The 26,257-nt window shown below is 70.0% G+C and carries 22 protein-coding genes, 2 tRNA genes and 1 pseudogene; 13 read left to right on the top strand and 12 right to left on the bottom strand.

The annotated features are described in order from the left end of the window. The first annotated feature begins 12 nt into the window (after positions 1-12). From CQZ88_RS11235 to CQZ88_RS11215, 5 genes are all read left to right on the top strand, one after another. A complete protein-coding gene (locus tag CQZ88_RS11235; RefSeq protein WP_006947663.1) occupies positions 13-1,326 on the top strand; it encodes a CdaR family transcriptional regulator in 1,314 nt (437 codons plus the stop codon). Between the two features lie 128 nt (positions 1,327-1,454). Beyond that, the gene (locus CQZ88_RS11230; RefSeq protein WP_081637088.1) at positions 1,455-2,372 is read left to right on the top strand and encodes an ACP S-malonyltransferase; all 918 of its coding nucleotides are present in this window, start codon (positions 1,455-1,457) and stop codon (positions 2,370-2,372) included. A 115-nt stretch (positions 2,373-2,487) separates the two neighbouring features. Continuing rightward, positions 2,488-2,766, top strand: coding sequence for a meromycolate extension acyl carrier protein AcpM (gene acpM, locus CQZ88_RS11225; RefSeq protein WP_006947659.1), 279 nt, complete (start codon positions 2,488-2,490; stop codon positions 2,764-2,766). An 8-nt stretch (positions 2,767-2,774) separates the two neighbouring features. Beyond that, entirely contained in the window at positions 2,775-4,022 is a 1,248-nt protein-coding gene (locus CQZ88_RS11220) for a KasA/KasB family beta-ketoacyl-ACP synthase (RefSeq protein ID WP_006947657.1), read from the top strand. 99 nt (positions 4,023-4,121) lie between these two features. Next, positions 4,122-5,555 (top strand): acyl-CoA carboxylase subunit beta, encoded by a 1,434-nt coding sequence (locus tag CQZ88_RS11215; RefSeq protein ID WP_006947656.1) that lies wholly within the window; start codon positions 4,122-4,124, stop codon positions 5,553-5,555. Between the two features lie 70 nt (positions 5,556-5,625). Here the strand turns inward: CQZ88_RS11215 and CQZ88_RS11210 are convergent, their stop codons facing one another. The 3 genes from CQZ88_RS11210 to CQZ88_RS11200 form a co-directional block, all read right to left on the bottom strand. Further along, positions 5,626-6,132 carry a DUF3145 domain-containing protein gene (locus CQZ88_RS11210; protein ID WP_006947655.1) on the bottom strand — a complete coding sequence of 169 codons (507 nt, stop codon included), beginning with the start codon at positions 6,130-6,132 and terminating at the stop codon, positions 5,626-5,628. 103 nt (positions 6,133-6,235) lie between these two features. Next, a complete protein-coding gene (locus CQZ88_RS11205) occupies positions 6,236-7,066 on the bottom strand; it encodes a serine hydrolase (protein WP_006947654.1) in 831 nt (276 codons plus the stop codon). A 37-nt stretch (positions 7,067-7,103) separates the two neighbouring features. Then, positions 7,104-8,231: an NDMA-dependent alcohol dehydrogenase gene (locus tag CQZ88_RS11200; protein ID WP_029544303.1), complete on the bottom strand. Its 1,128-nt coding sequence runs from the start codon at positions 8,229-8,231 to the stop codon at positions 7,104-7,106. An 818-nt stretch (positions 8,232-9,049) separates the two neighbouring features. Between CQZ88_RS11200 and CQZ88_RS11190 the strand changes: the two genes are divergently transcribed. Next, entirely contained in the window at positions 9,050-10,654 is a 1,605-nt protein-coding gene (locus CQZ88_RS11190) for an MBL fold metallo-hydrolase RNA specificity domain-containing protein (protein WP_102799756.1), read from the top strand. 324 nt (positions 10,655-10,978) lie between these two features. Here CQZ88_RS11190 and CQZ88_RS11185 read toward each other — a convergent pair whose 3' ends face one another. Further along, positions 10,979-11,818: a class I SAM-dependent methyltransferase gene (locus tag CQZ88_RS11185; protein ID WP_102799755.1), complete on the bottom strand. Its 840-nt coding sequence runs from the start codon at positions 11,816-11,818 to the stop codon at positions 10,979-10,981. A gap of 204 nt (positions 11,819-12,022) precedes the next feature. On the opposite strand from CQZ88_RS11185, the gene CQZ88_RS11180 reads away from it, so the two are divergent. Further along, positions 12,023-12,673 carry a sigma-70 family RNA polymerase sigma factor gene (locus CQZ88_RS11180; protein ID WP_006947643.1) on the top strand — a complete coding sequence of 217 codons (651 nt, stop codon included), beginning with the start codon at positions 12,023-12,025 and terminating at the stop codon, positions 12,671-12,673. 55 nt (positions 12,674-12,728) lie between these two features. On the opposite strand, the gene CQZ88_RS11175 is transcribed toward CQZ88_RS11180, so the two are convergent. Then, positions 12,729-13,193, bottom strand: coding sequence for an ArsI/CadI family heavy metal resistance metalloenzyme (locus CQZ88_RS11175; protein WP_006947642.1), 465 nt, complete (start codon positions 13,191-13,193; stop codon positions 12,729-12,731). Positions 13,194-13,384: 191 nt separating this feature from the next. Here CQZ88_RS11175 and CQZ88_RS11170 point away from each other — a divergent pair, with 191 nt between their 5' ends. Further along, positions 13,385-14,125, top strand: coding sequence for a PIG-L deacetylase family protein (locus tag CQZ88_RS11170; RefSeq protein ID WP_006947641.1), 741 nt, complete (start codon positions 13,385-13,387; stop codon positions 14,123-14,125). 418 nt (positions 14,126-14,543) lie between these two features. Here the strand turns inward: CQZ88_RS11170 and CQZ88_RS11165 are convergent, their stop codons facing one another. Both CQZ88_RS11165 and CQZ88_RS11160 read right to left on the bottom strand, forming a co-directional pair. Further along, the gene (locus tag CQZ88_RS11165; protein WP_006947640.1) at positions 14,544-15,944 is read right to left on the bottom strand and encodes an ATP-binding protein; all 1,401 of its coding nucleotides are present in this window, start codon (positions 15,942-15,944) and stop codon (positions 14,544-14,546) included. Beyond that, entirely contained in the window at positions 15,941-16,621 is a 681-nt protein-coding gene (locus tag CQZ88_RS11160) for a response regulator transcription factor (RefSeq protein ID WP_006947639.1), read from the bottom strand. Before CQZ88_RS11160 ends, CQZ88_RS11165 begins: the two co-directional genes overlap by 4 nt. Positions 16,622-17,032: 411 nt before the next feature. Between CQZ88_RS11160 and CQZ88_RS11150 the strand changes: the two genes are divergently transcribed. The 4 genes from CQZ88_RS11150 (at position 17,033) to CQZ88_RS11135 (ending at position 21,912) form a co-directional block, all read left to right on the top strand. Further along, a complete protein-coding gene (locus CQZ88_RS11150; RefSeq protein ID WP_102799754.1) occupies positions 17,033-17,332 on the top strand; it encodes a hypothetical protein in 300 nt (99 codons plus the stop codon). A 1-nt stretch (position 17,333) separates the two neighbouring features. Next, positions 17,334-18,296: an FAD:protein FMN transferase gene (locus CQZ88_RS11145; protein WP_231385912.1), complete on the top strand. Its 963-nt coding sequence runs from the start codon at positions 17,334-17,336 to the stop codon at positions 18,294-18,296. Further along, positions 18,293-19,792, top strand: coding sequence for a 2Fe-2S iron-sulfur cluster-binding protein (locus CQZ88_RS11140; RefSeq protein ID WP_102799753.1), 1,500 nt, complete (start codon positions 18,293-18,295; stop codon positions 19,790-19,792). The genes CQZ88_RS11145 and CQZ88_RS11140 overlap by 4 nt, the downstream gene beginning before the upstream one ends. Before the next feature lie 329 nt (positions 19,793-20,121). Then, positions 20,122-21,912, top strand: coding sequence for a glycoside hydrolase family 15 protein (locus CQZ88_RS11135; RefSeq protein WP_029544323.1), 1,791 nt, complete (start codon positions 20,122-20,124; stop codon positions 21,910-21,912). Positions 21,913-22,165: 253 nt separating this feature from the next. Here the strand turns inward: CQZ88_RS11135 and CQZ88_RS11130 are convergent. Both CQZ88_RS11130 and CQZ88_RS11125 read right to left on the bottom strand, forming a co-directional pair. Then, positions 22,166-22,239 (bottom strand) — tRNA-Ile (locus tag CQZ88_RS11130). Positions 22,240-22,464: 225 nt separating this feature from the next. Then, positions 22,465-22,537: transfer RNA gene (locus CQZ88_RS11125), tRNA-Asn, on the bottom strand. A gap of 147 nt (positions 22,538-22,684) precedes the next feature. Between CQZ88_RS11125 and CQZ88_RS11120 the strand changes: the two genes are divergently transcribed. Beyond that, positions 22,685-22,930: a hypothetical protein gene (locus tag CQZ88_RS11120; RefSeq protein WP_010594277.1), complete on the top strand. Its 246-nt coding sequence runs from the start codon at positions 22,685-22,687 to the stop codon at positions 22,928-22,930. Positions 22,931-22,946: 16 nt separating this feature from the next. Here CQZ88_RS11120 and dnaG read toward each other — a convergent pair whose 3' ends face one another. From dnaG to CQZ88_RS30845, 3 genes and pseudogenes are all read right to left on the bottom strand, one after another. Then, complete coding sequence (dnaG, locus tag CQZ88_RS11115) at positions 22,947-24,869, bottom strand: DNA primase (RefSeq protein WP_006947623.1); 1,923 nt, start codon at positions 24,867-24,869, stop codon at positions 22,947-22,949. A gap of 17 nt (positions 24,870-24,886) precedes the next feature. Further along, on the bottom strand, positions 24,887-26,158 hold the full coding sequence (locus tag CQZ88_RS11110; protein ID WP_006947621.1) for a deoxyguanosinetriphosphate triphosphohydrolase: 1,272 nt from the start codon (positions 26,156-26,158) through the stop codon (positions 24,887-24,889). An 11-nt stretch (positions 26,159-26,169) separates the two neighbouring features. Further along, a pseudogene (locus tag CQZ88_RS30845) lies at positions 26,170-26,257 on the bottom strand (YdcF family protein); the annotation flags it as partial.

The following is a 26,257-nucleotide window of genomic DNA, read 5'->3' as shown; positions in this document are numbered from 1 at the left end:
TAGTTTCGTCCCATGGTCGCAGAACCCGCAGAGCCGCGTCCGAGGCGGGCACCGGGCGTCCCTACCGGGCGTCCGGTGCCGCCGGCGCGGCCGGAGCGTGATCCCCTGCCCGACGCGCTCCTGCGCCGGGTCAAGCAGTTCTCCGGGCGGCTGTCCACCGAGGCCGTCCACGCCATGCAGGAGCAGTTGCCGTTCTTCGCGGATCTCGACGCGTCGCAGCGGTCCAACGTGCAGCTGATCATCCAGACGGCGGTCGTCGACTTCCTCGAATGGGTGCGCAACCCCGACAGTGATCTGCGGTTCAGCCTGGACGCGTTCCAGGTGATCCCGCAGGATCTGGCACGCCGGCTGACGCTGCGCCAGACCGTGGACATGGTCCGCGCCGCCATGGAGTTCTTCGAGCAGTGGCTGCCCGCGCTGGCGCGCAACGAGCAACAGCTCGTCGCACTGACCGAGGCGACGCTGCGCTACGGCCGGGAACTGGGCTTCGCCGCAGCCTCGGTCTACGCCAGCGCGGCCGAGTCCCGCGGCGCCTGGGACACCCGCCTCGAGGCGCTGGTCGTCGACGCGGTGGTCCGCGGCGACACCGGTTCGGACATGCTCTCGCGCGCCGCGACGCTGAACTGGGATGCGACGGCGCCGGCCACCGTGATCATCGGCACTCCCCCGCCGAACGAGGGTGTGTCGGTCGTGACGACCGTGCACTCGATCGCGCAGCAGCACGGCCGCGCCGCGCTGGCAGTGGTGCAGGGCGAGCGGCTCGTGATGGTGGTCAGCGGGGAGCTGCACGGCAGCATCGAGGCGATGACGTTCCGCTCCGAGCTGATGCGCAGCTTTTCCGACGACCCGGTGGTGATCGGTCCCACCACGCCCACCCTCGCGTCGGCGCACGCGTCCGCGGTCGAGGCGATGGCCGGCATGGAGGCGGTGGCCGGGTGGCGGGGAGCGCCGCGGCCGGTGCACGCGGCGGAACTGCTGCCGGAGCGGGCGCTGCTCGGCGACGCGGGGGCGATCGCCGCGCTCGAGGACGACGTGGTGGCTCCGCTCACCGAGGCGGGTCCCGCGCTGGCCGACACCCTCGACGCATACCTCGACTGTGGGGGTGCTGTCGAGACCTGTGCCCGACAGCTGTTTGTTCATCCAAATACCGTCCGGTACCGGCTCAAGCGGATCACAGAAGTCACCGGCCGCGACCCCACGAATCCCCGTGATGCTTACGTGTTGCGGATAGCCGCCACCGTGGGAAGGCTGGCTCGAAGTCATAACGAATTACGAACTCCAGTCCCACCAGTCTCCCGTTTCACACTGCGCGAACCGGGCACGTAACGGGAGGCGGCGTTCCGTCGATGGTGGACGCCGACGTGCTGTTTTGTGGGAACCCTACAAAACAGCAAGCGAGAGTTCATCCCTACCGACATCTCGCAAGGCCCTGTCCAGGGTGTTCTCTGATCATCGTGATTTCGCTGCTCGCCCCCGGTCAGGGCTCCCAGACACCCGGCATGCTCGCCTCCTGGTTGGAGCAGCCCGGCGCCCGCGATCGCATCCAACTGTGGTCGAAGGCCTCGGGCCTCGACCTCGAACGCCTCGGCACCACCGCGACGGCCGAGGAGATCACCGACACGGCGGTGACCCAGCCGCTGGTCGTCGCGACGGCGCTGCTGGCCTACGAGGAACTCGAGGCCCGCAACCTCGTCCCGGACGACACGATCGTCGCCGGCCATTCGGTCGGCGAGCTCGCGGCCGCGGCAATCGCCGGGGTCATCAGCGCGGACGAGGCGGTCATGCTCGCCGCCATCCGCGGTGCCGAGATGGCCCGGGCGTGCGCGATCGAGCCGACCGGGATGTCGGCCGTGCTCGGCGGCAACGAAGAGGACGTGCTCGCCCGGCTGGCCGAACTCGACCTGACGCCGGCCAACATCAACGCGGCCGGCCAGATCGTCGCCGCCGGTCGCCTCACGGCACTCGAGGAGCTCGCGGCGAACGCTCCGGAGAAGGCCCGGATCCGGCCCCTGCCGGTCGCCGGCGCCTTCCACACCGTATTCATGGCCCCGGCCCAGGAAGCCGTCGCCGAGGCCGCGGCGAAGATCGTGCCCAGCGATCCGACCCGCACGCTGCTGTCCAACTCCGACGGGGCACCTGTCACATCCGGAGCGGACGCACTGACCAAGCTTGCCGCGCAGGTCACCCGACCGGTGCGCTGGGACCTGTGCACCGCGACCCTGCGCGCGGCCGAGGTCTCGGCGGTCGTGGAGCTTCCCCCGGCCGGCACCCTGGTCGGCATCGCCAAGCGGGAGATGCGCGGCACGCCGACCACGGCACTCAAGACCCCTGAGGAGATCTCAGCGCTGGCCGAATCGCTCCGCGTCGGCTAGTTTGCTGCGCGCGCGTCGCGCAGTACGGGACCTGCCCTCGACGGGCACCCGGAATCCGGGCGGAATCCGCCACCCGGTCCGATCAGCAAGACGAAACGAAGAAGGGAGCCACAACGTGGCCGCCACCCAGGAAGAAATCATCGCCGGTCTCGCGGAGATCATCGAAGAGGTCACCGGCATCGAGCCCTCCGAGGTGACCGTCGAGAAGTCCTTCGTCGACGACCTCGACATCGACTCCCTGTCCATGGTCGAGATCGCCGTGCAGACCGAGGACAAGTACGGCGTGAAGATCCCCGACGAGGACCTCGCCGGCCTCCGCACCGTCGGTGACGCCGTCGCCTACATCCAGAAGCTCGAGGCCGAGGGCGTCCAGGCCACGAACGACAACGAGTGAGCTCAACCGTGACTTCCGCCTCTCCCCGCACCGGGACATTCCCCAACGTCGTCGTCACCAGCCTCGCGGCCACGACATCGATCGCTGGTGACGTGGATGCCACGTGGAAGGGCCTGCTCGCCGGTGAGAGCGGCATCGATACGCTGACCGGCTTCGTCGACGAGTTCGACCTGCCGGTTCGCATCGGCGGCAAGCTCAAGACCAGCCCCGACGAAACCCTCTCGCGCGTCGAGATCCGCCGGATGAGCTTCGTCGAGCGGCTCGCGCTGGGCCTCGGCCGCACCGTGTGGGAGAACGCGGGCAGCCCGGAGGTCGACCGCGAGCGCCTCGGTGTCGTCATCGGCACCGGTCTCGGTGGCGGCGAAGCGCTCATCGACGCCGTCGACAAGCTGCGCAACGACGGCTACCGCAAGGTGTCCCCGTTCGCCGTGCAGATGGTCATGCCGAACGGCCCGTCGGCGACGGTGGGCCTCGAGCTCGGTGCGAAGGCCGGCGTGCTGACGCCGGTGTCCGCCTGCTCGTCCGGCAACGAGGCCATCGCCCACGCCTACCGGATGATCGCGATGGGCGATGCCGACATCGTCGTCGCCGGTGGCGTCGAGGGTCAGCTCGACGCGGTCGCCACCGCCAGCTTCGCCATGATGCGGGCGCTGAGCACCCGCAACGACGACCCGAGCAGGGCGTCGCGTCCGTTCGACAAGGACCGCGACGGCTTCGTCTTCGGCGAGGCCGGCGCGCTGATGGTGCTCGAGACCGAGGAGCACGCCAAGGCGCGCGGCGCCACCATCCACGCCCGCCTGCTCGGTGCGGGCATCACCTCGGACGGATTCCACATCGTGGCACCCGATCCCGAGGGGACGGGCGCGGCGCGTGCCATGACGAAGGCCATCAATGGCGCCGGCCTGTCGCCGTCCGACATCGGCTTCGTCAACGCGCATGCCACGGCCACACCCATCGGCGACATCGCCGAGGCGAAGGCGATCAATTCCGCGGTCGGCAACCATGCCGCGGTGTATGCACCGAAGGGAGCCCTGGGGCATTCGATCGGTGCGGTCGGCGCGCTCGAAGCGGTCCTGACGGTCCTGAGCCTGCGGGACGGGGTCATCCCGCCCACGCTCAACGTGGACAACCAGGATCCAGAGATCGATCTCGACGTCGTGAAGGGCGAAGCCCGTTACGGCCGGATCGATTTCGCGCTGAACAACTCGTTCGGTTTCGGTGGGCACAACGTTGCGCTCGCGTTCGGCCGGGCCTGACCCGACCGGACTTCGCTCGCCGTCGGGGTGGGGGTCTCGTCACGGGACCCCCACCCCCGGCGCCCATCCCCCGCTCTTGCCTTGCCCGAGGAGAACGCGATGACCGTCCTGGAACCTGCTCAGACGCGCGACGCCGCCGTCGACCCCCGCGATCCGCTCCGGAGGCTCGAGCGACTGTTCGACGCGGGCACCCTGAGCCTGCTGCACCCCCGGGACAAGTCCGGCATGCTCGCCGCGATCGGTTCCATCGACGGCGTCCGGACCGTCGCGTACTGCTCGGACGCCACCGTGATGGGTGGCGCCATGGGCGTGGACGGCTGCAAGCACATCGTCGACGCCATCGACACGGCCCTCGAACAGGACGTCCCGATCGTCGGGCTGTGGCACTCGGGCGGCGCTCGGCTCGCGGAGGGCGTCGACTCCCTCCATGCCGTCGGCCTGATCTTCGAGGCCATGGTCCGCGCTTCCGGCCGGATCCCCCAGATCTCCGTGGTTCTCGGCTTCGCGGCGGGCGGCGCCGCCTACGGCCCCGCACTCACCGACATCGTCATCATGGCGCCCGAGGCCCGCATCTTCGTCACCGGCCCCGACGTGGTGCGCAGCGTCACCGGCGAGCAGGTCGACATGGAATCCCTCGGTGGGCCGGACACCCACACCAAGAAGTCCGGCGTCGCCCACATCGCCGCCCACGACGAGGACGACGCCCTGCACCGGGCCCGTCGCCTCGTGTCGATGCTCGCCGAGCAGGGCGAGTTCGACCTCGACGCCGCCCGTCGCGGCGACACCGACCTGCGGGCGCTGCTGCCCGAATCCCCCCGCCGCGCCTACGATGTCCGCCCGATCGTGCACGAGCTGCTCGACAACGTCGAGGGCGAGTCCACCTTCGAGGAACTGCAGGCCGGATGGGCCCGGAGCGTCGTCACCGGCTTCGGCCGGCTCGGCGGACGCACGGTCGGCGTCATCGCGAACAATCCGCTGCGTCTCGGCGGCTGCCTGGACTCCGTCAGCGCGGAGAAGTCCGCGCGTTTCGTGCGCCTGTGCAACGCCTTCGGCGTTCCCCTCGTCGTCATCGTCGACGTGCCCGGCTACCTGCCCGGCGTGAGCCAGGAGTGGGAAGGCGTGGTCCGTCGCGGAGCCAAGCTGCTGCACGCATTCGCCGAGTGCGAGGTGCCCCGCGTGACGCTGGTGACCCGGAAGATCTACGGCGGCGCCTACATCGCGATGAACTCGCGCGCACTGGGCGCGACCGCCGTGTTCGCCTGGCCGGACGCCGAGGTCGCCGTGATGGGCGCCAAGGCGGCGGTGGGCATCCTGCACAAGCGGGCCCTGGCCGCGGCGCCGGAGGAGGAGCGGGAGGCACTGCACGACCGTCTCGCCGCCGAGCACGAGGCCATCGCCGGCGGCGTGGGCCGGGCGATGTCGATCGGCGTCGTCGACGAACTGATCGATCCGGCGACGACCCGCAGCACCCTCGCCCAGGCGCTGGCCGCGGCTCCCGCGCGCCGCGGCCGCCACAAGAACATCCCGCTGTAGGCGGCTGCGCCGCCGGTGCGTCTTTCGGGTTGCCCCAGCAGCCCAAAGGACGCACCGGCCGCGCAGCGGCCTACCCCACGTTCCGGCGCAACCAGGTCACCTCGGCGCCCTCGCCGCCGCTGCGGTAGGGCTCGAGCGCCTCGTCCCAGGCCGTTCCCAGCACCCGGGTCAGTTCCTCCTCGATGTTGCCGCCGGCGAGCAGCGCCCGCAGCCGCATCTCTCCGACCACGACGTCCCCGTTCGCGCTCGTGTTGCCGCGCCACAGCCCCAGTCCCGGCACATGGCTGTAGCGCTCGCCGTCGACGCCGTCGCTGGGGTCCTCGGTGATCTCGAAGCGGATCATCGGCCACACCCGGAGGGCGTCGACGAGGCGTGCGGCGGTCCCCACGGGACCCGCCCAGTTCACAGTCGTGCGCAGTTGTCCGACGTCGACCGGTTGACCGATCCAGGTGAGATCCGGACGGCAATCGAGGGTGGCGGCCAGTGCCCATTCGATATGCGGGCAGACCGCAGCAGGCGACGAGTGGATGTAGACCACCCCGGTCGTCGCATCCGCGAACTGGTTCGACGCGCGCACTACACACCTCCACTTCGACGAGGGACGTCTTCCCCAACGGCCTGACATCGAAGCGGTCGCGCATGGCGACAGGGGACAGTCTGCCTGTGTTACTCCTGTTTCGCTAGGGAACGGATGAGGAATTTGAGAATTCGGTGAGTACGTCGTCCGCGAGGGCCGGCCACCGCGGCTTGGCCCAGTCGCCGAAAGCCCTGTCGGTCAGCGCGACACACGCGATCTCCGCGCGGGGATCGACCCACAGGAATGTACCGGATTGGCCGAAGTGCCCGTACGTTTCGGGCGAATTGGCCGAACCGGTCCAGTGCGGGTTCTTCCGGCCGCGGATCTCGAACCCGAGCCCCCAGTCGTTGGGCTTGTGCATGCCGTATCCGGGCACGATCCCGTCGAGCCCCGGGAACTGCACCCGGGTGGCCTCCGCGAGAGTCTGCGCGGACACCAGGCGGGGCGCGAGCAGCTCCGCGGCGAAGTGCGTCAGGTCGGCGAGCGACGACTGTCCCCCGTGCCCGGCGGGTCCCGGCAGCGACGATTCCCGCATGCCGAGCGGCTCGAAGACGGCCTGGGTGAGGTATTCGGGGAACGGGATGCCGGTCTCACCCGCGACGAGCTCCGCGAGGATCTCGAAGCCCGCGCTCGAGTAGATCCGTTTGCGCCCGGGCTCGGCCTGCGCCCGGCGTTCGTCGAAGGCGAGTCCCGACGCGTGTGCCAGCAGATGGCGGACGGTGGATCCCTCCGGACCGGCGGGCTGATCGAGCTCGACCGCACCCTCCTCCACGGCGACGAGGACCGCGTAGGCGACGAGCGGCTTGGTGACCGACGCGAGACGGTAGAGCCGCAACTGGTCGCCGTGCCCGGCGACGACACCGCCGCCGCGGGTGAGAACCGCGGCGGCGGCGTGGTCGACGGGCCAGTCGGAGATCGCGTCGAGGCTGTTCACGTACCCAGCCTAGAAGACGGCGCAGGCTACCGCGCGATCACCGATCGGCGTCGGTGTACTTGATGACGCCGCGGATGTTCTTCCCGTCGAGCATGTCCTGGTAGCCGTCGTTGATCTGTTCGAGGGTGTAGGTGCGGGTGACCATGTCCGCGAGGTTGAGCTGTCCGGACTTGTACATCGCCAGCAGGTTGGGGATGTCGACCCGCGCGTTGCAGCCGCCGAAGATGTTGCCCTGCAGATCCTTCTGCAGCATCGCGAACAGGAACGCGTTCAGCTTCACGTCCATGTCCGTCATGTGCCCCATCGCGGTGACCACGCAGCGGCCGTTCTTCGCCGTCAGCTGCAGGGCCTCCTCGACGTATTCGCCGCGCATCTCGCCCACGGTGATGATCGTCTTGTCCGCCATGCGGCCCCAGGTGGTCTCCATGATCGGCATGAGCGCCTCGGCCATCGACGCGTAGGCGTGCGTCGCGCCGAACTTCAGGGCCTGCTCCCGCTTCCACGGCACGGGGTCGATCGCGAAGATCTGCCGCGCCCCGGATGCGACGGCGCCCTGCAGCGCGCTCATCCCCACACCCCCGATGCCGATGACGGCGACAGCCTCACCGGGCTTGACGTCTGCGACGTGGGTGGCCGACCCCCAGCCGGTGGGCACGCCGCAGCCGACGAGGGCGGCCAGCTCGAACGGGATGTCCTTGTCGATCTTGACGACCTGGGTCTGGTTGACCGTCATGTAGGGCGCGAAGGTACCCAGCAGGCACATCGGGATCACGTTCTGGCCGCGTGCCTGGATCCGGTAGGTGCCGTCGGAGATGGCCATGCCGCTGAGCAGGCCGGCGCCGAGGTCGCACAGGTTCGAGTGGCCGGTGGCGCACGACGGGCAGCGGCCACAGGCCGGAATGAAGGACAGGACGACGTGATCGCCCACTTCGAGGCCCACGACTCCCTCGCCGACCTTGGTGATGACACCGGACCCCTCGTGGCCACCCATCGCCGGGAAGGACGGCATGGGCGTCGCTCCCGTGACGATGTGGTGGTCCGAGTGGCACATGCCCGCCGCCTCCATGCGGATCTGCACCTCACCCGCGACCGGGTCGCCGATCTCGATTTCCTCCACCGACCACGGCTCGTTGAGACCCCACAGGATCGCGCCCTTGGTCTTCATCTGCATCGCCCTCCGTCACAGTGCGTGTGTACGCATGTGACCATAGCCACAAGACGGCGAAATTGGAACAGGTTCTATGTGTGGCGCGCTGCCGGGTCCCCGCCCGGTCCCGGGTGGGGACTCCGCATGGACACGGCAGCCGAAAGCCGGACCGCCCCCCAGGGCTCTGCCCACCGTCACCGAACCCTCCCCGCCGGCCGGGGCAAACCGGACCGACCGCGCGAACAGGACTCGGACCAGGGTGAATCGCAGGGTGAAGCTCGGGAACCGCGTAACCCTCGGCCGTCCGGCAGCGGTGTAGACGGCATGAACGTGATCGCGTCGCTGCTCGTCGCGTGGGTGGCCGTTGCTGCGGTGGTTGCCACGATCGTCGGGGCAGCGATCGCCCTCAGAGCCGAGCACCGGTCACCGCGGCCCGCCCCGCGGCGGACGAACGGGCCACGGCGGTCACCGCACCGTGCGGCACGCGGCGAGCGACTCCGCACCGGCGTGTGCGCGAACTCGCGGGACTGACGCGACGAACACCCCCGCCCCGTCTGCTCGAGGCGGGGGCGTCCGGTATGCGGTGACGCCGAGCGTCGGGGTGCCCGGCGCCACCACGATGTCCATCGACCGGCCGCCGGCGGACGTAACGGCCGACGAGGGTGATAGCCGGGGTGATATTCACGGCCCGGGGTGACGCCGTGGGTGAAGACCTCCGGGCCCGACCGGCGCCGCCGAGTCCGCGAGATTTCCAAGCAGGGCTGCCCGACCCGGATGTTCGGATAGCTTGGCTGTCGTACCTGCAATTTCGGCGGGCGATTCCGTAGGAGCTGCGCGTGAGGCAACATCCGACTCTCGTCTTCCACGGTGCCGCGAAGACGGTGACCGGCTCGTGCATGGAGGTCGCCCTCGGCGACACACGGATCCTGGTGGACTGTGGCCTGTTCCAGGGCTCACGCAGCCTCGAGGAGCTGAACCACGGCGACTTCGCGTTCGCGCCGCACGAGATCGACGCCGTGATCCTCACCCATGCCCACATCGATCATTGCGGCCTGTTGCCCAAGCTGGTGGCGCAGGGTTTCGACGGACCGATCTTCTGCACCGGCCAGAGCGCCGACCTGCTGGAATTCATGCTCGCCGATGCCGGGCGCATCCAGGAATTCGAGGCCGAGCGGCGAAACCGGCGGCGCGATCGCACGCGCGAGAAGCGGTTCGTCCCGCTCTACACCGAGGAGGATGCGCTCGCCGCGTGGGGGCAGACCCGTGCGGTCGCACTCGAGGAGTGGTTCGAGCCCGCCGCGGGCTTTCGTGCGCGACTGTGGAACGCGGGGCACATCCTGGGTGCCGCATCGGCGGAGATCGAGGCGGGGGGCGTGCGCCTGCTCTTTTCCGGCGACCTCGGCCCCGCGCAGAAGGCGTTCCACCCCGATCCCGAGGGCCCATCCGGATCGGACCATGTCGTCTGCGAATCCACCTACGGCAATCGGACTCGGGTGCGGATGACGATCGACCAGCGACGCGACCTGCTCGAAGAGGAGATCCACCGGGCCGTCGGGCACGGCGGTAATCTCGTCATCCCCGCCTTTGCGCTGGAACGGACGCAGGAGCTGCTGCTCGACATCGCACACCTCGCCGACGAGAACCGCATCCCCGCGGTGCCGGTGTTCGTCGACTCACCGCTCGCCAACCGCGCCACCTCGGTGTTCGCCGAGCATGCGGGCGAGCTCGAGGACCTCGAGGGGAAGGACATCTTCCGCCATCCCGCGATCCACTACGTCGACGACGCTGCCGTCTCCAAGCGGATCAACGACATGTCGGGCGCGATCATCATCGCCGCCTCGGGCATGTGCGAGGCGGGACGCATCCGTCATCACCTGAAGCACAATCTCCACCGCCGGGATTCGACGATCCTGTTCGTCGGTTTCCAGGCGCAGGGCTCGCTGGGCCGCGTGATCCTCGACGGCGCGAAGCGCGTCCGCATCTCGGGTCAGGACATCGACGTGCGAGCGCAGATCCGCCGGATCGACAGCTACTCCGCCCATGCCGATCAGACCGAACTGCTGGACTGGATCAAGGCGCGCAGCCCCGTGTCGGGCAGCCTGTTCCTCGCGCACGGCGAACCGGAGGCAGTCGCTGCGCTGGCCGAACTGGTGCGGGAGGTCGACCCTTCGCTGTCGATCATCACCCCGGCGATGGGGGAAGGCTACCTGTTGGCGCCCGGCACCCCGGCCACGCGAATACACCCCGCCCGCGCGGATATGCCACGCCTGACCGGCCGCGATTGGCAGAACGACTACGCCGAACTTGCGGTGAGCCTCAAACAGCAGCTCGCGCGCATCGCGGATGCCGGCTCGCGCCGGAAGGCCATCGCCGAGATCCACGAGATCCTGGACAGCTACACGGACGTCCGCGACGCGGGGCGGCGGACGAAACGGGGTTGAACCGAGCCCGAAGCGAGAGCCACATCGCCGACGGTCGCCCGAATTGCACCGATCAGGACCTTATGCCCTACCCGAATGGGCCGTTCTACTTCACATCGCCCCGCAGGCCGAATACGCTCGGATCCGGCCGCTATCCCCCCTGCACAGTGGCCCTGCCCCGCCGGCGACGACGCGCGAAGCCGGCGGGGCTTCGCTTTCTCCCTTCGGCACCCCTGCTGTTTTCTCCTCTTCGGCACCCCTGCTGCTTCTCCCCTTCGGCACTACTGCCGCGGCCGCACGAGGTCGGCGTGGCGCTGCGGTGAACGCCCGCACCGACCGGGCCGGCTACCTCTTGCGGGCGGTGAGCAGCAGGTACTCGGCGTCGTACGCGGTCCGGCCGGGCTGCCCGGCTCGGTTCCAGTCGGTGAGGAACTGCAGGAACTTCCGGTCGAGATCTGCGGTCCGGTCGGGGTCCACGGCGTTGAACCGGTACACCGCGATCGTCGGACCGTAGTTGTGCTTCCAGTACTCGCGAAACTCGGTCGGATCCGCGCTGTGGTCCATCACCACGATTCGGCGATCCATGCTCAGGTCGGTGATCCGATCGCCGAACAACTCCCGGACGTGCTGCTCGTCGCCCCACAGCGGGGGCGGCGAAGCGCCGGGCGGCGGTGGCGGCGCATACGGGGCCATGAGCCGGAACAGCTGACCGATGAAGCCCTCCGGCGTCCAGTTGATCATCGCGATCGTCCCGCCCGGCCGGCACACGCGGAGCAGCTCGTCGGCGACGGCCTGGTGGTGGGGTGCGAACATCGCCCCCACGCTCGAGAGCACGACGTCGAAGCTGCCGTCGGGGAACGGCAGGGCCTCGGCGTCCGCTTCCACCCACTCGAGGTCCACGCCCCGCTCGGCCGCGGCTGTGCGGCCCGCGACGAACAACTCCGGCGTCAGGTCGGCGGCGGTGACGATCGCGCCCCGTTCGGCGGCCGGGATGGCAGCGTTGCCGGATCCGGCGCCCACGTCGAGCACCCGCCGGCCCGCCGCCACCCCGGCCGCGGCGACGAGCGTCGGGCCGAACGTCGGGATCAGGTCGGCCGCGACCGCCGGATAGTTCCCGGCCGCCCACAGCGCCCGGTGCTTGGCCTTCAGCGCCCGGTCGGCGTCACGTTCCACGGTGCCGGTCATGGTTACTCCTTCGTCCGGTGTTGCGGGACCGTGCCCCGCACTGGCATCCACACAGACGTCACCGCCACCGCGGGGACGCACACCCGACCCGGACGGGGCGTGCCGGCACCGGCGACTTCGGCAGGGGACCTGCGTCCTTTCGCCGGTACCGTCGTCTGTGAGGGACACCGCCCGTACAGCGCCCCTTCCCCGGAGGACCAGACCATGACCAGGGCATCGACCAGTTCCGCGGCCGGCGCGGACGCCGTGACCACCGAAGCCATGACCACCGAAGCCATGACCACCGAAGCCGTCTGGCGCGAGTTCGGTGCGCAGCTCCGCGCCTTCGTGCACCGGCGGATCGCGGATCCGGACCGCGCCGACGACGTGCTCGGCGAGATCCTGCTGCGCGTCCACAAGAACCTCGGCCGTGTCGAGGACCGCGAGCACCTGATCCGGTGGGTGTATCGGATCGCCCGCAGCGCGATCATCGACGACTACCGCCGGGCCGCCCGGGATCGGGACCGGCTCGCGCCGCTCACCGGCGATGCACCCGACCAGGCCGGGCAGGAATGGGACGACGACGCGGCGACCACGCTGCGGGAGCTGGCCACCTGCCTGCGCCCGCTGCTCGAGGGGCTCTCCCCCGAGCAGCGCCGAGCCGTCGAGCTGACCGACCTCGAAGGACTGACCCAGGCCGACGCCGCCGCCCTCGAAGGCGTATCCCTGTCCGGAATGAAGTCCCGCGTCCAACGCGGCCGGCGGAAGCTGGCCGAGCTGCTCGGACGGTGCTGCGCGCTGACCCTCGATGCCCACGGGATGCCGATGGACTACACCGCCCCGACCGACTGCCGCTGCGCCGGCAGCCCCCGCTGATCCGGCGCGCCCCGGTGTGCCGTCGCAGGACGGCCCACCGGGGCGACGAGTGCTGTCAGCCGCAGCAGGCACCCGCGACCGGGCTGTCCTCACTCGCGCACGCAACCGCACACGCCGAGCCCGTCAGCCCGTCCGGGTTGGCGGGGTTGTCGTCGGTGACGGCGTAGTACTCCCACCACCCGTTGGGCACGTCCGGCGCGTCGACGAACACCTTGTCCTGCACGGCATGGCAGCACAGATCCTGCTCGGCCACCGTGGCGGTCAGACCGGCGGCGCGGAACCGGGCCAGCGCTCCGGACACCTCCTCGGAGCCGGCCGCCTCGATCCCCAGGTGGTTCAGGCGTTCGCGCGCACCGGGATTCTCGATCAGCACCAGCTTCAGCGGGGGATCCTCGATCGCGAAGTTGGCGTACCCGGGGCGCTGTTTGTGCGGGGACACCCCGAACAGCGCGGTGTAGAACTCGGTCGCCGCGGTGATGTCCTCGACGTTGAGAGCGAGCTGGACTCGGGTAGCAGACATGGTGGTCACTCCTCGAAATCGGGACACCGGCCCGGGAATCCACCGCGGATTCTCGTCACCGTGTGTCCTCCCTACTGACGACTGCCGCCCCCGACGGACGCACCCACCGGCACCCGCGCCCCGAGGATGCGTCCCTCTCGCCGCTGCAACGTCGGAAAGAAGACCCAGCCACTGTCACGAAAGGTGCCGTCATGAACACCACTTTGGCCCCGCTGCCCGAGAACTGGAACCGCGCAATGGCCGTCGTCGCCCATCCCGACGACCTCGAGTACGGCGCCGCCGGCGCCATCGCCCGCTGGACCCGGTCGGGCAAGTCGGTGGCCTACGTCATCGCCACCGACGGCGAGGCCGGCATCGACGGCCGCACTCCCGCCGAGGCGGCACCGCTGCGACGCCGCGAACAACTCGACGCCGCCGCCGTGGTCGGCGTCGAGGACGTGACGTTCCTCGGATACCGCGACGGTGTCGTCGAATACGGACTCGACCTGCGCCGCGCCATAGCCCGCGAGATCCGGCGGTTCCGTCCGGAGGTGTTGATCACCGCCACGTACGAGCCGACCTACGGCCTGAACGGTGGTCGGATCATCAACCAGGCCGACCACCGCGCCGTGGGCGTCGCGGTGCTCGACGCCGCGCGCGACGCCGGCAACCGCTGGATCTTCCCCGAGCTGCTCGACGAGAACCTGCCACCGTGGGACGAGGTCGGCCTCGTGTACCTCATGGGCGCGAACCAGCCTTCGCACGCCGTCGACGTCACCGAGAGCCTCGACGCCGGTATCGAGTCACTGCGCGCCCACCGGTCCTATCTGGACGGACTGGGCCGGGACTTCGATCCCGCGGCATTCCTGCACGAGTTCACCGCGGCGGCCGGAGCGCGCATCGGCGTGCAGCACGCCGTCGCCTTCCAGCAGATCCGGCTCCAGGGAGTGTGACGGTCGAAATCCCGGAGGGTCCGCCGGCACCTGCGCCGCCACCGTCCACGTTTCGTCCGGCCCGAGCGCCCGGTGCCGACTTCCGGGCCGGGAAAACGGCGGGCCGGGCGGGCCCAAATTCGCGACCGAATCGATTATGGGGCAAGCGAATTCAGACTTTTCCCGGCGGACACCGAACCATCCAGCAGGCCGGTAGGACGGGGTGGACGGCAGTGGCGAGAAACGGGCGGCACCGATTCCGATGTCCGGTTTCGATGTGGATGGTGGGAAACCGGTGGGATTTCGAACGCTCTCGCCCATCGCCGCCACGGCGCACTGCTCCGCTGTCACCGACGCTACCGGCACGGTGGTGCGAGGGTGTGCGCACGCGTTCTTCGTCGATGCACCTGGTCCCTGCGGGGTCGGTGGTGCAGTTCTGCTAACGGCACGCGGGCGCACGAAACCGGATATGGGCATCGAGGCCCCCGTTCGGGGTGCGAGGTAGCAGCTCGGCGGTGGCTCCGCTGGCACGGGCAAGTTGCGCGACGATGGCCAGGCCCAGTCCGCTGCCTTCGGTGTCGGTGCGGGCACGCCAGAACCGATCGAAGGCCCGGAGGCAGTCCTGCGGGGACAGGCCGGGGCCCTGGTCCAGGACGTGCAAGTCGACGACATCGGCGGCGGCGACCGGGGCGACGGTGACCTCGATGGTGGATCCGGGGTCGGACACTGCCAGGGCGTTGTCGAGGAGGTTGTCGATGATCTGCTCGGCGGCGCCGGGCACGGCGAACGTGAGCGCGGCCGTGGGTGCTGTCACGGTGAGCCGGACGTCGGATTCGTCGGCGAGCGGTGCCCATTGTTCGACGCGCGTGCGCGCGATCTCGGCCAGGTCGATCTGCTGGGGTGCGGTGCCGGCGTCGTCGGCGCGGCTGAGCACCAGGAGTGCATCGATGATGTGCTGTAGCCGCAGGGCCTCGTCCTGGGCCGAGGCGAGGGTGCTGCGGACAGCATCGGGATCGGACTCGACGAGGTCGGCTGCGCTGTCGAGGCGCAGGCGCAGGGCGGTCAACGGGGTGCGCAACTGGTGGGAGGCATCGCCGGCGAACGCGCGTTGCTGGCGCAGCAGGTACTCGAGCCGGTCGGCCATCCGGTTGAACGAGCGAGCCAGGCTGCGGATCTCCGGCGCCCCGGCGTGCTCGGGGGTGCGTGCCGCCAGGTCGCCTTCGGCGAGTTGTTCGGTGGTGCGGCGCAGCTGCTGCAAACGGCGGGTGACGGGGCCGGCGATGAGGACGGCCACGATTCCGGCCAGGAGCACGGTGATGCCGGCGACGAGCCAGAGCATGCGTAGTTGCCGGTGGACCTGGTCGGTCACCACCTGGGCTGGGTAGGTCAGCCGCACAGCGCCGACGACGCTCTCGCCGCTGAGAACCGGGACCGTCACGTACAGCAGGTCCGTGCCGAGACTGTCCGAACGGCGTTGGCCCGAGGTGATCTGTCCCGACAGTGCCGCACTGATCTCTGGGCGGGACAGATAGGAGGCGCCGGCGCTGGATTGGTCGTCGTCGGAGGTCAGCACGGCGGTGCCGTCGGCGTCGACGATCACCACCCGGGCGCCGCTGGCACGGTGATAGCGCCGGGTGTCGGCGGCCAGTGCCGGATCGATTCCGGTCCTGGCTTCGAGAGTGTCCTCGCTGCGGCCGGCGAGCAAGAACGCGTCCCGCTCGAGGGAGGTGGTGATGCGTTCGCGTTCGACCTGCATCAGGTAGTTGCCGAGCGGGACGTCCTGTACTACCACCACGACGAAGGTGACGGCCATGAACGCGGCCATCAACCGCCATCTCACGGACGATCCCCGAGCCGGAAGCCGACCCCGCGGACTGCTTCGATCCAGCAGGGGTCGCCGAGCTTCTTACGGAGGGCGGCCACATGGGCATCGACGGTCTTGGTGGTGCCGTACCAGTTGGCACCCCACACCTGGTGCAGGATGTCCGAGCGCCGGTACACCGCACCGGGATCCTCGGACAGGTAGCTGAGCAGATCGAATTCCTTCGGCGTCAGGTGGATCTCTCGTTCCTTCAGGTGCACCCGTCGAGTACGGCGGTCGAGGGTCAGGCCCCCGATCGTGCGGATGCCGGTGTGCTCGTGGGCTGTCTCCCCGGGTGCGCCGACCCGCCGTCCGACGGCGCGGATACGGGCGATGAGTTCGCGCATTCCGAACGGTTTGACCACGTAGTCGTCGGCGCCCAATTCCAATGCCAGGACCCGGTCGATTTCCTCCCCGCGGGCGCTGAGCACGATGATCGGAATCGGCGACCGGGCGCGAATGGTGCGACAGACGTCGGTGCCGTCCATGTCCGGTAGCCCCAGATCGAGCAGGACGAACTCCGGGCCCGACTCGGACACCGCCGCGACGGCATCGGCGCCGGTAGCCACCCACCGGGCGTCGAACCCCGCACGGGTCAACCCGTCGCACACCCCGGCGGCGACGGATTCGTCGTCTTCGACCACGAGCACCTGCATGCCCCGAATTATCGGCGCGCACCGAGCCGGGCGTCGATCCGACCACCGCCGGGGGACGAACCCTCGAGTGATCTTGGACGAATCTTGGATCTTTGCGGGACCATCCTTCGCCGATCCGTCCCTACGGTGAAGACATGAGATCGAAAGTGGCGGTGGCTGTTGCCGTGCTATTTGTCCTGGCGATCGGAGCAGCCGCCCTGGCCGTCAACACCCGGATCCTGAGCACCTCCTCGAACAGTGACATCGGACGCGCGAACGAGGTACTCGTCCCCAGCAGTCCCACTTCCGGGGCACCGAGCATCTCCGCCCCGACTCCGGCAACGACCCCCACGTCGACCCGCACGGCGGTACCGACGCGCGAACACGAACCGCCGTCGAGCGAGGATCACGAGGAGCCGGACAGGACCGAGCATGAACCCGACGACTGACCCGCGCCTGTCGGGGCGGTCGCCGGCGCATCGGTCCAAGATCACCGCCTCGATCCTGTCCGGCGGTGCCGTGCTCGCCATCGTGTCCGCCATGGCCGCCAATGCCCCCGATCGCTTCGCCGACTCCGGCGCCGACCCCGGCCAGGTCGGCGGGGCCGCTTCCTCGACCGCTGCTACCGGCGGCGTGTCCGATCGAGCGGACACGGCCGCAGTGCCCGCGCCGGCTCCCGGCCGCAGCGCCGTGACTGCTCCACACGGCGTCTCCCGCGGATCAGGCGGCTGAGATGGCTTCTCCTCCGCATGCCGGCGCGGCCGGCGCCCGAGCCGGCAGCGAGGCGACGACGATGCGGGCCGTCCGGCAGGACCGTCGCCCCGCTATGGGCGGCACCGCGGCGATCACGGTGGTCGGCGGGCCACCGGGTCTCGTCGACGACTGCTTCGCATTGCTGGACGAACTCGAACAGGCGTGGAGCCGGTTCCTCGACACCAGCGACGTCTGGCGGCTGAACTGGGCGCAGGGGCGACCGGTGCAGGTCCGCTCCTGCACCGTCCGCCTGGTGCGCGAACTGATCCGCGCTTGGGCGCTGACCGACGGCGCCTTCGACCCGACCACGCTGCCGCAGCTGGTCGCCGCCGGCTACGCCACCAGCAGCACCGACCCGACCCGGACTACCATGCTGCCCGACACCGCCACCTGGCCGGGATCGATGACCGACATCGACATCGACGGTCCTCTCGTGCGGCTTTCTGTCGGCACCACTCTCGACCCCGGGGGGCTCGGCAAAGGACTGGCCTCCGACATGCTCACCGAGTTCGTCCTCGACCGCGGCGCCGACGGCGTCCTCGTCGAAGTCGGCGGAGACCTCGTCGTCGCCGGAGCCGCGCCCGACGGCGGCGCCTGGACCATCGGCATCGAGGACCCTTTCACCGGTGAGCTGCTGACCGTCGTGCGGTTGACGCGTGGGGCCGTGGCCACCTCGAGCCGCCTGGTGCGCATGTGGACCGGCGCCACCGGTCCTGCCCACCACCTGATCGACCCGGCCACCGGCGTCAGCGCTGTCACCTCGACGGTGACCGCCACCGTCGTCGCCGGCAGCGGCGCACGAGCCGAGGCCTTGACCAAGCTCGCCTTCGTCCGAGAACCCGAGGCCCTGCTGGGGCAGGTCCCGCGTCTCGGCGGTGCCGCCCTGGTGCTGTCCGCCGACCGGCGACAACGGCGTTCCGTGAACTGGAGCGATTTCGAATGAGCGATCTGCACCTGTGGTGGTACGTCACCCGCGCCAGCGCCCTCGTCGCCTGGGTCACCCTGACCGTCGCGGTGCTGTGGGGAGTGCTGCTGTCGACGCGAATCCCGCAGACGGTCGCCAACCCGGCGTGGTTGCAGGATCTGCATCGCTGGCTCGGTGGCACCGCCCTGATCATGACCGGCCTGCACATGTTCTCACTCGTGCTCGACTCGTGGTCCCGGTTCTCCCTCACCGACGTGCTCGTCCCGCTCTCCGCCGGCTACCGGCCCTGGCCGGTAGCCCTGGGCGTCGTGGCGTTCTATCTCCTGCTCGCCGTCTACGGGTCCTCGCTGCTCCGGGCACGCATGTCGCCGCGGTGGTGGAAGCGCCTGCACTACGGCAGCTATGCCGCAGTGGTGCTCGTGTCTTTCCACGCCGGATGGTCCGGCACCGACGTCGGCGCCTGGGGATATCGACTTGTCGCCTTGATCCTGGTGGTCTCGACGATGGTGGCCGTGCTGACGCGTGTTTTGACCGGTGGCGGTCGGCCCCCCGCGTCCCGTCGGACACCGCGGCGGCCGCGGTCGGCACCACAGCCGATGACCGTAGGCGCTACGCATCTGCTGGCCTCCGGCATCGTCGGCATCGACCTGACCGCCCGCGACGGGGGCGAGCTGCCCGTGTGGACACCCGGATCGCATGTGACCGTGCACCTGCCCCACGGCCTCCAGCGCCGTTACTCGCTGTGCGGCGACCCCGCCGACCGCACCCGATACCGGATCGCGGTGCACCGGGCGCCGCACTCCCGGGGTGGCAGTTCCTGGTTGCACGCCAGCGCCCGCCCCGGCACGGTCCTGTACGTCGGCCCGCCGGAGAACCACTTTCCGCTCGAACCCGCACACGACTATCTCTTCCTGGCCGGGGGCATCGGGATCACCCCGATCAAGGCAATGATCGAATCGCTGCCGGCGCACCGCCGATGGCGGCTGATCTACCTCGGTCGCAGCCGAGCCACCATGGCGTTCTGCGAGGAACTCGAGCAGCGATGGCCGCAGAACGTGAGTATCCATGCCCACGACGAAACCGGCAGCCGCCTCGACCTTGCCCCCATCCTCGCCGCTGCCACCGCCGGCGCGGTGTACTGCTGCGGCCCCGCGGCGATGACCGACGAGGTCGTCGCCCGGGTATCGCCCGCACGCCTGCACATCGAACGGTTCACCGCGACACCGGGACAGTCCCCTGGTCCGCGTCGGCCGATCGATGTCACCTGCAGCCGCAGCAATCGTCACGTGCACGTGTCGGAGAGCCAGTCCGTGCTCGAAGCGCTCGAGCACGCTCGTGTACCGGTAATGGCCTCGTGCCGGGAGGGCGTGTGCGGGGCGTGCGAGACTCGGGTATTGGCCGGCGAGGTCGAGCATCTCGACGCGGTGCCGCACACCCCGGGCAAGGATCGGCTCGGGGTCATGTATCCGTGCATCTCCCGCGCCCACAGCCCCACTCTGGTCCTGGATTTGTGACGCGCCCGGCCGGGCGTCACGGTTGCCAAGGTCAGCCGTCGCCATTCCATCCCGGATCCGGTGGCAACGATCGGCCTCACCGGCGCGGGGGGTTGCACGGAGAGTACCGAGCGCCACCCACCCCGGCGATCATCGCAGGCAGCATCTTTCGATGATCGGCTCGCCGGCGTGTACCGCCCCCAGGTCGACCGATCCCGCCCGCCGGTTCTGTCGGGCTCGGCATACTGGACGGGCACAGCGCGCCCCGGTCGGCGGCGCCGCGGCCACGGTCGGGCATCGTGCGCACCGGCAGGGGCCGTGGGCCGGAACATCGGGAAGGTCGACGGGTGATGCAGCAGCGCATCGAGGACTACGCGTTGATCGGTGATCTGCACACCGCCGCGCTGGTGGGCCGGGACGGCTCGATCGACTGGTTGTGCCTGCCCCGGTTCGATTCCCCGGCGTGTTTCGCGGCGCTGCTCGGTGACGACGAGGCCGGACGATGGCTGCTCGCCCCCACCGACGGCGGTCTGTGCACCCGGCGGGCGTACCGCCGCGACACTCTCGTCCTGGACACCGAGTGGGTCACCGCCACCGGGACGGTGCGGGTCACCGACTGCATGCCGGTGCGGGCCGAGGCCGCCGACGTCGTCCGAGTCGTCGAAGGCCTGGCCGGGTCGGTGCGGATGAACACCGAGCTGCGGCTGCGGTTCGACTACGGTCACGTCGTCCCGTGGGTGCGCCGCGTGCCCGGATCCCTGACCGCGGTCGCCGGGCCGGATGCGGCCTGGCTGCGCACCCCGGTGCCGTTGCACGGCCACGACATGAGAACCACCGCGCAGTTCGAGGTCCGCGCCGGCGAGAGCGTCCCGTTCGTGCTGACCTATGCCTTGTCCTACGGGCACACCCCCCGCCCGCTCGACGCCCTGCAGGCGATCGCCGACACCCAGGCGTACTGGACGGAGTGGATCGAGCGGTGCGACTACACCGGTGAGTACCCCGAGGCCGTGCACCGTTCCCTGATCACGCTCGAGGCCTTGACCTACCGGCCGACCGGGGGGATTCTGGCCGCGGCCACCACCTCGCTGCCCGAGCAGATCGGCGGCAGCCGCAACTGGGACTACCGGTACTGCTGGCTGCGGGACGCCACCTTCACCCTGCAGGCCCTTCTCGGCTGCGGATTCGTCGCCGAAGCCCGGGCCTGGCGGAACTGGCTGGTGCGGGCGGTGGCCGGGAATCCGGCGGACCTGCAGATGATGTACCAGCTCGACGGGGCCCGGCGGGTGCCGGAATACGAGGTGCCGTGGCTGTCCGGCTACGAGGCCTCCGTGCCCGTGCGCATCGGCAACGCCGCCGCCGGGCAGTTCCAGCTCGACGTGTGGGGTGAGGTGCTCGACGGTCTGCACCTGGCCCGGCAGAGCGGCCTTCGCGGTGACCCGGCCTGGGACATCGAGGTGGCATTGCTGGACTTTCTCGAAGGGCACTGGCAGGAACCCGACAACGGGCTGTGGGAGGTACGCGGGCCGGCTCGCCCGTTCGTCCATTCCAAGGTGATGGCGTGGGCCGGGGTCGACCGCGGTATCCGGGCGGTCGAACGGTTCGGTCTGCCCGGCCCGGTCGACCGTTGGCGCGTTCTGCGCGAACAGATCCGAACCGAGATCCTGACGAAGGGATTCGATCCCCACCGCGGCACCTTCACCCAGTTCTACGGCAGCCGCGGCGTGGATGCGGCGTCGCTGCTCATTCCCCGCACCGGGTTCCTGCCGTGGGATGATCCCCGCGTGCTGGGCACCGTGGCCACTGTCGAACGTGAGCTCAGCCGGGACGGCTTCCTGCTGCGTTACCGGCCGGAGCTCGAACACGTCGACGGCATCGCCGAGCCGGAAGGAGCGTTCCTGGCCTGCAGCTTCTGGCTCGCGGACGCCCTGCACGGCGCCGGCCGCACTCGCGACGCCCACGCCCTGTTCGAGCGGTTGCTGTCGGTGCGCAACGACGTCGGGCTGCTCGCCGAGGAGTACGACCCCCACGCCCGTCGGCAGCTCGGCAACGTGCCCCAGGCCTTCAGCCACGTGGCGTTGGTCAACACCGCACGCCACCTCGCCGGCCATGCCGTCCATACCCACCGCCCCACCTCGCGGTGACCACCCGAGCAGCCGTCCGGTCCGGGTCGACCACCTGCTGCCCTCGACGCTCTGCGCGAGCGCCGTGTGTCCCCGATCGCCGAGCGGTCGCCGATCTGGGCCTTTCCCTCGTCGACCGGGATGCTGAGCGACTCCAACAGCTTCCGCAAGTCCGGGCGCCGTCTTTACAGCTGCCGTCGGCGACGAAGGCGTCCACACCCATAGGTTTCGGCTATCGAGGCCGGACGTAAACCCTCCTGAACAGGGACGATTGTGGGGCGGGCGGGGCTCGAACCCGCGACCAATGGATTATGAGTCCACGGCTCTAACCGACTGAGCTACCGCCCCGTCCGCGCGCATCCGGAGGTACGCGACGTGTGGCGAATGCTACCGGCTGCGGCGGCCGGCCCGCGTCGCGGGTCACCCCCGTGTCGCCCGGCGCGGGCTGTCGCCGACCCGTCGCGGCGGCACCACACGGCTCCTGTAATTTCCGTCACACTCAGCGTCTTTCGTGGCGGCGCAGACGAGAAAACCCCTCCCACCCGAGATCGGGTGGGAGGGGTTTTCTTGGAGCTCCCCCGGCTGGACTCGAACCAGCAACCGTTCGATTAACAGTCGAATGCTCTGCCAATTGAGCTACAGGGGATTGTCCTGCGGTGCTCCGCCGTTTCCCGCGGTGCGTGAAGAACTGTAGCGCCCCACCCGACGCGGCACCAAATCGCCTGCCTGTGAGCCCGAGGGCGAGGATCGGGCAGGATGGGTGGGACGTTGACACGGCTGAATGGAGACGACGTTGATCGGACTGTTGGTGGGGGTTGCCGCGGGCTACGTCCTGGGGACACGGGCGGGCCGCGCCCGGTACGAACAGCTCAGCAGGACGGCGAAGGCGGTCGCGGGTAGTCCGGTGACGAAGAAGGCGATCGAGGTGAGCCGGCAGAAGCTGGCCGACTCGCTCAGCCCGGAGCCGAAGCTCGAGCCGATGAAGCCGCTCGACGAGCAGACCACGATCCTCGTCCCCCGCGACCAGTTGCGGCGGTGACGCGGGTGGCGTGAGTTCAGCCGGCCAGGCCGTCGCCGCTGGTGTCGCCGATGGCCTGGTCGAGCAGGCTGCGCCGGTACTGCTCGAGCGCGACGAGGTCCCCGAGCAACGAGTGGAACTCGTCGGATTCGGTGGCCGGGGAGATGCGCTGCAGTTTGGACTTGAGTTCGGCGACCTGCTCCCCCACCCAGACCTCCTGCAGCCGGGCGAGGACCCCGCCGATGTAGCGGGGCATCCGGTCCTCCTCCGCGGGCAGCGGGTCCACCGCGAGTTCCATGACCAGCGAGTGCACCATCGGGTCGGTGGCGGCGCGTCCGACGGCGTCCACCCATTCCGCGCCGCCGAGTCCCGCGCTCGTCCCACCGACCGCGGCCACAGCCTCGCGCACCGCCGCGTAGGCCGGGTCGGTGAACGTCTCGGCGGGCAGCGAATCGAACACGGTGCCGGCGATGCCGGGGTACTGCAGCGCCGCCTTGAGGGCGTCGCGCTGCGGCCACAGCGCCGGATCGTTGGGGCGGGGCCGGCGCAGGACCGTGCCCGCCGCGGCCGTCTCCGCCCGCTGTTGCGGCGCGGCGGTGCGCGGCTTCTCGTCGCCGCCGCGGGCGACGCGCCGGGACTCGTCCTGCACGCGCCGGCGCACGGCCGGAATGTCGTCCCAGCCCACCCAGTGCGACAGCTGCACCGCGTAGCTGTCGCGCAGCGTGCGTTCCTTGATCCGGGCCACCACGGGAACCGTGCGGCGCAGCGCCTCCACCCGCCCCTCGGCGGTGTCGAGGTTGTGTTCGGTGAGGATCGACTTGACGACGAACTCGAACATCGGGGTGCGCCGGGCGACGAGGTCGCGCACCGCCCCGTCGCCGGACTTCTGCCGCAGCTCGCACGGATCCATGCCCTGGGGCGCGATCGCGACGAACGTCTTGGCCGTGGTCTTCTGGTCGCCCTCGAACGCCTTCATCGCCGCGGCCCGGCCCGCTGCGTCGCCGTCGAAGGTGTAGATGATCTCACCGCGGAAGTAGCTGTCGTCCATGAGCAGGCGCCGCAGCATCGCCAGGTGCTCGTCGCCGAATGCGGTACCGCACGCGGCCACAGCGGTTTTCACGCCCGACAGGTGCATCGCCATGACGTCGGTGTAGCCCTCGACGATCACGGCCTGGTGCGCCTTGGCGATCTCCCGCTTGGCCAGGTCCAGGCCGAACAGCACCTGAGACTTCTTGTAGAGCAACGTTTCCGGGGTGTTGACGTACTTCGCCGTGAGCGTGTCGTCGTCGAACAGCCGACGGGCACCGAAACCGATGACGTCGCCGGCGAGATTGCGGATCGGCCACAGCAGCCGCCGGTGGAACCGGTCGATGGGTCCGCGGCGCCCCTGTTTGGACAGCCCGGCGGCCTCGAGCTCGGCGAACTCGAAGCCACGGGTGAGCAGGTGTTTGGTGAGGGCATCCCAGCCGTCGGGGGCGTAACCGCACCCGAACACCTCGGCCGCGGACTCGTCGAAGCTGCGCTCGGTCAGGTAGTCCCGCGCCGCCTGCGCGCCGGGCGTACGCAGCTGCTCGGCGTAGAACTCCTGCGCGGCCGCGTTGGCGGCGACGAGCCGGGCGCGGGTGCCCCGGTCGCGCTGCACCGACGGACCGCCGCCCTCGTAGTTGAGGGTGTAGCCGACCCGGTCGGCGAGCTGCTCGACGGCCTCGACGAAGCTGATGTGCTCGATCTTCTGCAGGAACGAGTACACGTCGCCGCCCTCGCCGCAGCCGAAGCAGTGGAAGTGACCGTGGTTGGGGCGGACGTGGAAGGACGGGGACTTCTCGTCGTGGAAGGGACACAGCCCCTTCATCGAGTCGGCGCCGCCGCGCCTGAGGGCGACGTACTCGCCGACGATGTCCTCGATCCGGACGCGGTCGCGGACGGCCGCGATGTCTCTGTCTGAAATACGCCCGGCCACGACGACGAGTCTAGGCGCTACCCCCAACTCGCCTGAGCGGCGAGGCTGTCGCGGTCGATCCGTTCGAGCCGGGCCTCGGTGCACGAGGCGATCTGGTCGACGATCACCCGCATGCGGGCGGCGTCGTCGACGGCGGCGTCCCACAGCGGCACGAAGAACGGGTCGAGGCCGACCGGCGCCGTGCGCATCAGCCATTCGGCGACGCGGTGGATCCGCTCACGTTGCCGTTCCTGACGCTGTCGGTGAGCAGCGTCGGACATCACGAACTGCAGGGCCATGGTCTTGAGCAGCGCCACCTCGGACGCGACGACGGGCGGAACGACGAGGTCGGCGTCGTAGCGGGTGACGGGCCGGTCGCCGGTGACGGCACGGGTGCCGATGATCGCTGCCGTCGCGAATCGGCCGACGAGCTCGCTCGTGAGGCGCTTGAGTGCCACCGAGCACGCGAGGCTGCCGTCGTAGGTGTCCACGGCCTGGACCACCGGCATCTGCGACAGTCGCTTCGCCGCCTCCACCAGCTCGTTCGGGTCCAGGCCGGAGAACTCGCGCATGCCGAGATCGACGAGCGTGTTCACCGACGCCGGGTCGGTGAGCACACGCAGGTCGATCCGTCCGTCGATGACGCCGTCCTCGACGTCGTGGACGGAGTAGGCGACGTCGTCGGACCAGTCCATGATCTGGGCCTCGAGGCACTTGCGCCGGTCGGGCGCGCCGTCGCGCACCCAGGCGAGGACCTCGGCGTCGTCGTCGTAGGCACCGAACTTCGCGCCGGGCGCCGGGCGGGTCCACGGGTACTTCAGCGTCGCGTCGAGTGTCGCGCGCGTGAGGTTCAGACCGGCGCTCGTGCCGTCGGGGTGGAGGATCTTCGGCTCGAGGCACGTGAGGATCCGCAGATTCTGCGCGTTGCCCTCGAACCCGCCGCAGCTCGCGGCCACCTCGTCGAGGGCGCGTTCCCCGTTGTGGCCGTACGGCGGGTGTCCGATGTCGTGCGCGAGGCCGGCGAGGTCCACCAGGTCGGGGTCGCAGCCGAGGCCCTCGGCGATGCTGCGGCCGATCTGGGCGACCTCGATCGAGTGGGTGAGCCGGGTGCGCGGAGTGTCACCGTCGCGGGGGCCGACCACCTGGGTCTTGTCGGCGAGCCGTCGCAGCGCAGCGCTGTGCTGGACGCGGGCACGGTCCCGCGCGAACGGCGTACGGCTCGCGGTCGCCGGCTCGGCACCGGCGAGCGCCGACACCTTCGGGACCTCGGCGACGCGCCGCTCGAGTTCGTGTTCGCTGTAGCCCGGCATCACGTCCTCCTTCACTGCGCGGCCGTGTAGGGGAAGTCCGCCGAGTCGTGGGTGAGCTGGTACCAGATCAGCGCGCCCGTCTCGCGGGCGATCCCGTGC

Origin of the sequence: Rhodococcus sp. ENV425 (genome assembly GCF_002887785.1) — a bacterium.
Lineage (GTDB): Bacteria > Actinomycetota > Actinomycetes > Mycobacteriales > Mycobacteriaceae > Rhodococcus > Rhodococcus aetherivorans.
The sequence above is the reverse complement of the archived record's forward strand: the minus strand, read 5'-3'. Positions and strand labels throughout refer to the sequence as shown.